Origin of the sequence: Curtobacterium sp. VKM Ac-2887 (genome assembly GCF_015350935.1) — a bacterium.
GTDB lineage: Bacteria > Actinomycetota > Actinomycetes > Actinomycetales > Microbacteriaceae > Curtobacterium.
This window is the reverse complement of record NZ_JADKSB010000037.1, coordinates 1-8572: the sequence shown is the minus strand read 5'-3', so window position 1 is coordinate 8572 and position 8572 is coordinate 1. Positions and strand designations below refer to the sequence as shown.

The 8572-nt window shown below is 69.6% G+C and carries 8 protein-coding genes; 4 read left to right on the top strand and 4 right to left on the bottom strand.

Features of this window, described 5'->3' with window-relative positions; genetic code table 11:
• Window positions 1–153 precede the first annotated feature (153 nt).
• From ITJ69_RS19995 to melA, 4 genes are all read right to left on the bottom strand, one after another.
• Window positions 154–1029 (bottom strand): carbohydrate ABC transporter permease, encoded by an 876-nt coding sequence (locus ITJ69_RS19995; protein ID WP_228549977.1) that lies wholly within the window; start codon window positions 1027–1029, stop codon window positions 154–156.
• Entirely contained in the window at window positions 1029–1988 is a 960-nt protein-coding gene (locus ITJ69_RS19990; RefSeq protein WP_131922608.1) for a carbohydrate ABC transporter permease, read from the bottom strand. Before ITJ69_RS19990 ends, ITJ69_RS19995 begins: the two co-directional genes overlap by 1 nt.
• A complete protein-coding gene (locus ITJ69_RS19985; protein ID WP_228549976.1) occupies window positions 1972–3276 on the bottom strand; it encodes an ABC transporter substrate-binding protein in 1305 nt (434 codons plus the stop codon). The genes ITJ69_RS19990 and ITJ69_RS19985 overlap by 17 nt, the downstream gene beginning before the upstream one ends.
• A gap of 125 nt (window positions 3277–3401) precedes the next feature.
• Entirely contained in the window at window positions 3402–4826 is a 1425-nt protein-coding gene (melA, locus tag ITJ69_RS19980) for an alpha-galactosidase (RefSeq protein WP_123293867.1), read from the bottom strand.
• 119 nt (window positions 4827–4945) lie between these two features.
• Here melA and ITJ69_RS19975 point away from each other — a divergent pair, with 119 nt between their 5' ends.
• From ITJ69_RS19975 to ITJ69_RS19960, 4 genes are all read left to right on the top strand, one after another.
• Complete coding sequence (locus tag ITJ69_RS19975; RefSeq protein ID WP_185021029.1) at window positions 4946–5224, top strand: hypothetical protein; 279 nt, start codon at window positions 4946–4948, stop codon at window positions 5222–5224.
• Window positions 5225–5338: 114 nt separating this feature from the next.
• Window positions 5339–5974, top strand: a complete 636-nt coding sequence (locus tag ITJ69_RS19970) for a hypothetical protein (protein WP_194673816.1) — start codon at window positions 5339–5341, stop codon at window positions 5972–5974.
• A 51-nt stretch (window positions 5975–6025) separates the two neighbouring features.
• The gene (locus tag ITJ69_RS19965) at window positions 6026–7072 is read left to right on the top strand and encodes a GrpB family protein (protein ID WP_194673815.1); all 1047 of its coding nucleotides are present in this window, start codon (window positions 6026–6028) and stop codon (window positions 7070–7072) included.
• Between the two features lie 562 nt (window positions 7073–7634).
• Window positions 7635–8459 (top strand): helix-turn-helix domain-containing protein, encoded by an 825-nt coding sequence (locus ITJ69_RS19960; protein WP_194648031.1) that lies wholly within the window; start codon window positions 7635–7637, stop codon window positions 8457–8459.
• The last annotated feature ends 113 nt before the right edge of the window (window positions 8460–8572 follow it).

Below are 8572 nucleotides of genomic sequence, written 5' to 3'. Positions count from 1 at the left end.
CACGGTGCCAGTTGGCACCGTGCCTCCCGTCCGTTTCTTTCCCATGTCCACTGCGCTGGTATGCGGAATCGGGCGTACCTGGTCGAAAGAAACGACCAGGTACGCCCGATTCGGGCAGGTACGCCGCCCGCCGTGCCGGCGCGAGCCGCCGCGCTACTTGATGCCGGTCGAGGCGATGCCCTGCACGAACTGGCGCTGGAACGCCAGGAACACCACGAGCAGCGGCAGCACGGTCACGGTCGCGATGGCCATCACGGCACCCCACGGCGAACTGAACGCCGGGTTGTTCGTCAGCGTCGACAGGGCCACCGGCACGGTCAGATTCTCGTTGCCCTGCAGCACGACGAGCGGCCAGAGGAAGTCGTTCCACCGCGTCATGAAGCCGAGGATCACGAGCACCCCGACCAGGGGGCCGCACGAGGGCAGCACCACCCGGAAGAACGTCTGGAACTCGCCGGCGCCGTCGAGTCGAGCGGCCTCCATCAGGGCGTCCGGCACCCCGAGCATGAACTGCCGCGCGATGAAGATCCCGACGACGTCGAACACGGTCGGCAGGATCACCGCCCAGGGGGAGTCGACCAGGCCGATCTTCGCGACGACCAGGAAGCTCGGCACCAGGGTGACCTGGATCGGGATCATGATCGTGACGAGGAACGCCGAGTACAGCAGCCCCCGGCCTATGAACCGGAACTTGGCGAGGGCGTACCCGGCCATCAACGACACGACGACGCTCAACGCGGTGCCGACGCTGGTGATGAGCGCCGAGTTGCCGAGCCACCGCCAGACCGGCTGCGTGCTGAACACCTGCGTGTAGTTCTCGAACGTCGGCCGCGTCGGGAACAGCGAGAACGTGCCGCTCTGCGACTGCCCGCCGGGGGTGAGCGCCGAGACGACCATCCAGTACAGCGGGAACACCATCAGGATGGCGAGGGCGGTGAGCCCGGCGACGAGCACCCAGCGACCAGGCCGGCGCCGGGAGCGGGCTCCAGCCGGACGGCGGCGGGCACCGCGGACATCGAGTACGGCCATCAGAGCATCTCCTCCGCCTTGCGGTTGGCGCGCTGCCGGAGCAGCGTGAACACGAGCAGGATCGCGACGAGCACCAGTCCGAGCGCCGCGGCGTAGCCCATCCGGGCATCGATGAACGCGGACCGGAACACGTACTGGATCAGCACGGTCGTCGAGAAGCCGGGGCCGCCGCCGGTCATCACGTAGATGACGTCGAAGGCCTGCAACGAGAACACGACGTTCAGGATGAGCAGGATCGACGTCGTCGGGCGGAGCAGCGGCCACGTGATGGTCCGGAACCGGACCCATCGCGAGGCGCCGTCGATCGCGGCGGCCTCCTTGAGCTCGGCGGGCACGGACTGCAGCGCGCCGAGGTAGATCACCATGCAGAAGCCGATCCGGGTCCAGACCACGACGACCACCAGGGTCGCCATCGCCCAGCCCGGAGCGGTCAGCCAGGGCACGCGCCCCATCCCGAGCGCTTCGAGCAGGTTGTTCACGACGCCGTAGTCGCCGTTGAAGATCCACGACATGATGACGCCCACCACGACGCCCGCCGCGACCATCGGCACGAAGAACAGGGCACGGAACACCGAGCGCCCGGGCAGCGGCCGGTTCAGGGCGACCGCCAGGGCGAGCCCGATCGCCATCGAGGTGGGCACGGTGCCGAGCGTGAACACGAGCGTGTTCCGCAGCGCCGTGCCGATGAGCGGGTCGGAACCCATGTCGACGAAGTTCTTCCCGCCGACCCAGGTGCCGTCGCCGAGCGAGGTGCTGGAGTCCTGGAAGCTCAGCGCGATCGCCGTGATGATCGGGATGAGCGAGAAGCCGAGGAACAGCAGCGCCGCGGGGCCGATGAACACGTACGGGACGAAGCGGCCCCGGCTTCGGCGGGCACCGCCGCCAGCGGGGACTCCGCCGGTCGGTGGGGCGGTGGACGCCGTCGTGCGGACCGGCGCGGTCTCAGTTCGCAGTGACACTGCGCATCGCCTCCATCATCTGGTTCGAGGCCTCTCTCGGGCTCAGTTGCCCGAGCAGACAGAGGTCGAGGTAGTCGGCGAACACCGCGTTGAGCGAGCTGAAGTACTCGCCGCTCTCGGCCTTCACCATCGAGAGCGGGATCGTCGTCCCCTGGTCGATGAACCGCTGCATCGTGTCGGTGTTCGCGGCGTACCCGATGTCCTTCGCGTCGAGGGACTTCCGGGCGGGCAGCCAGTTGCCGTCGTGGCAGAACTGCTGCATCTTCGACCGTGACGTGATCATCGCCACGAGCTCGGCCGCGAGCTCCGGGTGCTTGCTCGACTTCGTGACGGCCAGGGCGTTGCCGCCCAGGTCGCTCGCCTCGCCGACGTTCCGGATCATCGGGGCCGTGCCCCAGTTGTCCGGCATGTCGGTGTCGAGCTGCGTGATCGACTCCGGGTTGTTGAGCATCATGCCGATCTGCCCGGTCAGGAACAGGTTCCGCGAGACGTCACCGCCGCCGCTCTTGCTGAGGTTGCCCGTGGTCGCGAGTCCCTCGGCGTACCACTTCCGGCCGAAGGCCAGGGCGTCGATCGCCTCCGGGGTGTCCATCGACGGGGTGGCACCGTCCTCGCCGAGGAACGCGCCCCCGTTCTGGTGGACCAGCGGCAGCCACCGGTACGCCGTCTCGGGCGACGACCACCCGTACCCGAACGCGTACTTGCCGGTGACCTGCTTGACCTCCTTCGCGACGTCGAGGAACTCGTCCCACGTCCACGCGTCGGCCAGGGCCTGCGGCGGCGAGACGCCGATCTGCTCCATGACGTCGCGGTTGTAGTAGGTGATGAAGTTGTCGGTGTGCTGGAAGACGCCGTACACGCCGTCGTCCCGCGCGCCGATCGCCCAGAACGGGTCGCTGTAGTCCTGCCGGTAGTCCGCCGGGACGGACCCCGAGATGTCGACCAGGCTGCCGTTCGCGGCGTACCGGCCGATCTGCTGCGGGGTGATCCGGATGACGTCCGGCGCCAGGTCGGCGGCGAGCCGGGTGATGAACCACTGGTGGAACTGCCCGGTGGTCACCTCGATGGCGACGCTCGTGCCGGGGTGCGCCGCGACGAACTCGTCGGCGATCGCCTGGTAGCTCGTGATGTCCGTCGGGATGTTCCAGGTGGACAGGCGGATGTGCTTCGTCCCGCCGCGGCCGGTCGTGCCGCCGCCGGCGCACGCTGCCAGCGCGCCGGTCAGCGAGATGCCGGCGAGGGCGAGGAACCCCCGTCTGGCGAGCTGGGGGGATGGTCGGGTCGGCATGGTCCTCTCCTTTGAGGTCGTGGTGCCGTTCAGGTCGGCCGGGAGGCGCGGGGTGCGCACACGGGGCGCCGCGCGTCCGACGTGGGGTCGCGTCCTGGACCCGACCCCACGTCGGGCGCGACGGTTCAGACGAGCGCGGGGCGGGCCTCCCGGTCGGCCACCGGTGCCGCGGTGACCGCGTCCGCCGGACGCAGCGACTCGGGGAGGAGCGCCGCGTGGGCGTGCAGGAGCTCGTCGGTCATCTCGGCGATGCGGTCGAGCGTCAGGTGCGCCGCCGTCAGCGGGTCCAGAGCCACCGCGTGGTGGACGTGCTCGACGTTGCCCGTGAGTGCAGCGCGCACCGCGAGGGTCTGCACGTTCGTGTTCGTGCGGTTGATCGCGGCGAGCTGCGGCGGGAGCTCACCGAACGACGTCGGCTGCACCCCCTTGCCGTCGACCAGGCACGCGACCTCGACGCAGGCGTCGGACGGCAGGTTCTGGATGACGCCCGTGGCGTTCGGCACGTTGCCGTAGACGACCGCCGGCACACCCGTCACGATCGCGTTCACGATGCTCGCGCCGTACTCGACGCTCGGCGTCAGGTCGGCCTTGAGCTTCTCGAGCTGCGTGTCCACGTCGCCCTGCTCGTCGTGCGCCAGGCAGATCTCGTAGTAGTCCCAGCGCTCCGGGATGTACTCGAGCACCGTCTCCGGGTCCTTGCGGAAGTACGGCACGTACTCGCTGGCGTGGTGGCTCGACTCGGTCTCGAAGTACCCGAACGAGCGCATCAGCTGGGTGCGGACCTGCTCGTTGCCGCCCTCGTAGTTGCTCGCCGCGGCAGCCGCTTCGCTGTGGTCGCCGTCGTCGTCGTGCAGGTCGGACGCCGCGACGCCCCGCTGGTGCTTCGCCGTCATAACCTCGCGCAGACGCGGGTAGAGGTCCTCGCCGTTCCGACGCGTGAACTCGAGGATCCACGCCTGGTGGTTGATGCCGGCGCTGACGAACTCGACCTCGTCGTACGGCACGCCGAGCGTGCGGGCCAGCATGCGGGTCGTGCCCTGCACGCTGTGGCAGAGGCCCACCGTCCGGAGCCCCTTCGCGTTGAGGAACGCCGTGGCCATCGCCATCGGGTTCGCGTAGTTGATGAACTGGGCGTCCGGGCAGAGCTCGAGCGCGTCGCGGGCGATGTCCTCGTACGCGCGGACCGACCGCAGGAAGCGGAAGACGCCGCCCGGGCCGACGGTGTCGCCGACCGCCTGGTCGATGCCGTACTTGCGCGGGATCTCGACGTCCCACTTGTAGGACTCGACGCCGCCGACCTGGAACGTGATGATGACGACGTCGGCACCCGCCAGGGCCGCACGCCTGTCCGTGGTCTCGAGGACCTCGACGCCGAGGCCGTGGTGGGCGACGAGCTCGCGGGCGGCCGTCGCGGTGCGGGCGACCCGGCCCGCGTCGAGGTCCATGAGGTGCAACGTCGCGTCCTGCAGGGCGGGGAAGGAGACGAGGTCGCCGATGAGGCGGAAGGGGAAGACGAAGCCGCCGGCGCCGATGATGGTGATCTTGGTCATGTGTCGACGGTAGGAAGCGCGGGGGTGTGCGGTCCTCCGGCTTCGGACGGTGGGGTTCCAGGATCCTCGGATCGATCCGTGGCCCGCTGTGCGAGTGTTGTCCGGTGCGCTACCGACTGATGAACGAGTACAGCGTCGACTGGCCGCTCTGGGACGAGGACGGCCTGTGCCCAGAGGGGACACCGGCGTTGTCGGAGACCGTCCGCGACGAAGTACTGCGGTGGGCCGCCGAGTTCAACGAGGACTACTCGGTGGAAGCGGGATGGCCGACCGAGGCCGCGGCGCGCTCGTCCGAGCGCCAGGCGCGGCGACTCTTCCGGCTCGTCGAACGCGAACTGCCGCCGGGCGACGAGCTGGTGCTGGGGTACTGGGAGACGAACAGACGGAAGGGGCTCTGACGTGGTCTCGACATCGTGCTCGACGTGGAGCTCGACGTCGGGGCGATGGAAGCGGCGTACTGGAGCCACCGTGGCCCGGCCCCGCTCATGGCGTGGAGCTCGTAGGGTTCGGTGATGCACTGGCAGCAGTCGCTCCTGGAGAGGCTCCGCACGGACCCGGCGGTCGGCGCGGTCCGTCCGTACGGCTCCGTCCTCACGCCCGACCAGCTGGACCCGTGGAGCGACCTCGACGTCGAGCTCGATCTCATTGCGGACGTCGACGCGCGGACACTCCTCGGAGGTGAACCGTGGGCGTGGCAGAGCACCGTCGACGACGGGGTGCAGCAGGTTCGCCTCGTACTCGCGGACGGTCGCCGCATGGACTTCGTGACGCGAGGTGCGACGCTCGAGCTTCCTCCGGAGCCTCCGGACAACAGTCAGCGGTTCGACCTCGCACTGGCCGCCACACGGTTCGGACGCGGAGCGGACGTCATCGGGCTACACCTCGTGCTCGGGGTGGTCCGCGAGGCGCTCGTGCACAGCATGATCCTCGCCGACCAGCGGGAGGGGACGGTGCACCACCGGTTCGGCTCCGCCACGGACCTCGCCGCGGCCGGGAGCCAGACGGCACTGTCCGGAGCGCTGAGCCCGTCCCTGGCGTTGCGCGCCGCCGACGTCTACGCGGAGAGCCGTGCGGCCGTCGACGAGGATTACCACTCCGACTGGAGCGGTCTGGTCGCCGTCGTCGCTGCGGGGTCTCGGCGACCTTGAGTCGCCCGCTGGCACGACCCGGGTCGCGACGGTCGTCGTACGCTGGCGGTCGTGGACGAGTGGTGGGATGTGGTCGATGCGGGCGGTGGAGCGACGGGCGCGACGTTCCGGCGAGGCGACAGCGGTTGGCCCGCCGGGTCCTTCCACCTCGTGGTCACGGTCTGCGTCCACCGCGCCGACGGGACCGTCCTCGTCACGCAACGAGCTCCGACGAAGGAGTTCGCGTACGGGTGGGAGTTCCCCGGTGGCAGCGCGCTCGCCAGCGAGTCGGGGACAGCGGCGGCCTGCCGTGAACTGCGCGAGGAGACCGCCCTCGAGGTCGCGCCCGACGCGCTGCAGTGGGTCGGTCGCTTCACCGAGGACTCTGCGCTGGTGGATCTCTTCATCGTGCGGGAACCTGCCGGCTCGACCGTGCGGCCAGCTCCGGCCGAGGTGATGGCCTGGAAGTGGCTCCCCGCGTCCGAGGTTGTCGAACTCCGTCAGAGCGGCGTGATGGCGGATCCGTGGGGACCGCGGTTGGACGCGCTGTGGCCAGCGGCGATGGCCACGATCCGGTCCGCGGGAGCGCCTGCCGCGGTGCAGCTGGAAGCACACCGCGACTCCTGGGAGACGGACTACCAGCGTGAGGCGTCGCGGCTCGTCGCCGCGCTCGGAGACCGCGTGCTCGCGGTCGAACACATCGGCAGCACGGCCATCCCGGGCCTCGAAGCGAAGCCGGTCATCGACATCGCGGTCCGGGTCGCAGTCGACACGGATCCGTTGGCGCTCGGCCCGTTGCTCGCGGCGACGGGCTACACGCAGCACCGTTCCGGTCCGAAGAGCCACGGGGTGTACACCCGAGAGCGAGACGGGGCGAGGACCCACATCCTCCACGCCTTCGCCTCGGACCAGTGGGACGAGTGCAACCAACGGCTCTTCCGGGACAAACTGCTCAGCGACCCGACCGCCGTTGCGCGGTACCGGGAGGTCAAGACCCGAGCAGCGCGATCGTCGGACGGTCGTGCCTACACGGCAGCGAAGAGCCAGGTGGTGCAGCAGCTGCTCGATGAGGAACGCGCCGCCCGAGGTCTCGCGTCCGTGACGGCGTGGGACAAGTAGGCGTCGGCGCCTGTGGCAAGTCGTGAGGAGTACGACGTGCTCTGGGAACGTGCCCGTCAGCATCGAAGTGCTCCACACCGTCGAGTGAGTACCAGGCCAGGCTGCTGCGCCGAAGCCGTAGGGTGGCGCCCGTGACGGCCACGGGGAGACGGAAGCGATCGGTCGTGGTGACGCTTGCGCTCATCGCGTTGCTCGCCGGTGTCCGCCTCGTGTCCCTGTCCGTGTTCGCGACCGAGGGGGATGTACCACCCGCTGCCTCGGTCTCACTGCCAGCGGGCAGCGAGCTGATCGCGGAGGAGAAGGAGTGCGCTTCTGGTGGGTGCTGGGCCGTGCTCTCGGTCCGACCGCCCGTCGGAACGAGCCCGGAGGATCTCGCAACGAGCCTGGGGATGACACCCCAGGCACGGCAACGCGGGACGCTGTGGGACCCGCGGACCGTCAACCTGGGTGCAGAAGTGGACGGAGAACTGCTGATCATCAGGGCCGACTACTGGTCTCGTGAAGCGACCCCCTGACGGAGGTCCTGCGTGGGGAGATTGCTCGCTCACGTAGGCTCAGCAACGTGCTCGACGTGGAGACGATGGAAGCGGCGTACTGGAGCCACCGCGGCCCGGCCCCGCTCATGGCGTCCTCCCACCGGCACGACGACCTCGAGATGAACCTGGTGCTCGACGGGCACCTGGACTACCGGTTCGGCGGGGCGCCGGTCAGTGTGCACGCGGGCGAGATCGCACTGTTCTGGGGCTGGACCCCGCACCAGCTCGTGGGTGACGGCACCGGTACCGGCGAGTTCCGCTGGGTGCACATCCCCCTGGCCGAGGTGCTGGCGTGGGGACTACCCGACCACGACCTCGGAGCGATGCTCCTGAACCGCCCGGTCGTCGTGCCGACCGCAGCTGCCGGCCGTGACGTCGAGTCGATGCTCGGGTCGTGGCAGCGGGACTTCGCGGACGACGGTGCGGAGATCATCGCCAACCTCGAGGCGCAGGCGCTCGTGCGTCGCCTGCTCCGGCACCATCGCGACGCCGTGGACCTGCGGCCCGGCGGCGGGCACGGCACCGCGGATGCCATGCACCGGGTGATCGACATGGTGCGGTTCGTGGTCGACCGGTTCCGCGAACCGATCGAGGTCGCTGACGTCGCAGCGGCCGCGCACCTGCACCCGCACTACGCGATGTCGGTGTTCCGACAGGACGTCGGCACCACGATCGTCGAGTACCTGACACGGTGCCGGGTGGCCGAGGCGCAGCGGTTGCTCGCGACGACGTCGATGACTACCTCGGAGATCGCGCACGCCGCGGGCTTCGGGTCGCAGTCGAGCTTCTACGTGCACTTCACCCGTGCCTGTGGGACTGCGCCGGGGGCGTACCGGGCACGAGCTCGCTGATCCGGTGTCTCCACGCACGAGCAACGCCCCGTCGCAAGCGACGGGGCGTTGGCCGTTCCGGTCTGCCATGCACAGCCGGAGTACGTGGGGTGTTACTTGATCTGTGCGGTGAT

Bases quoted from the DNA above. Each gene is read 5' to 3' on its own strand.
- ITJ69_RS19975 (WP_185021029.1), top strand. From the start codon at position 4,946: ATGAACGAGTACAGCGTCGACTGGCCGCTCTGGGACGAGGACGGCCTG.
- ITJ69_RS19995 (WP_228549977.1), bottom strand. From the start codon at position 1,029: ATGGCCGTACTCGATGTCCGCGGTGCCCGCCGCCGTCCGGCTGGAGCC.
- ITJ69_RS19970 (WP_194673816.1), top strand. From the start codon at position 5,339: ATGCACTGGCAGCAGTCGCTCCTGGAGAGGCTCCGCACGGACCCGGCG.
- ITJ69_RS19985 (WP_228549976.1), bottom strand. From the start codon at position 3,276: ATGCCGACCCGACCATCCCCCCAGCTCGCCAGACGGGGGTTCCTCGCC.
- melA (WP_123293867.1), bottom strand. From the start codon at position 4,826: ATGACCAAGATCACCATCATCGGCGCCGGCGGCTTCGTCTTCCCCTTC.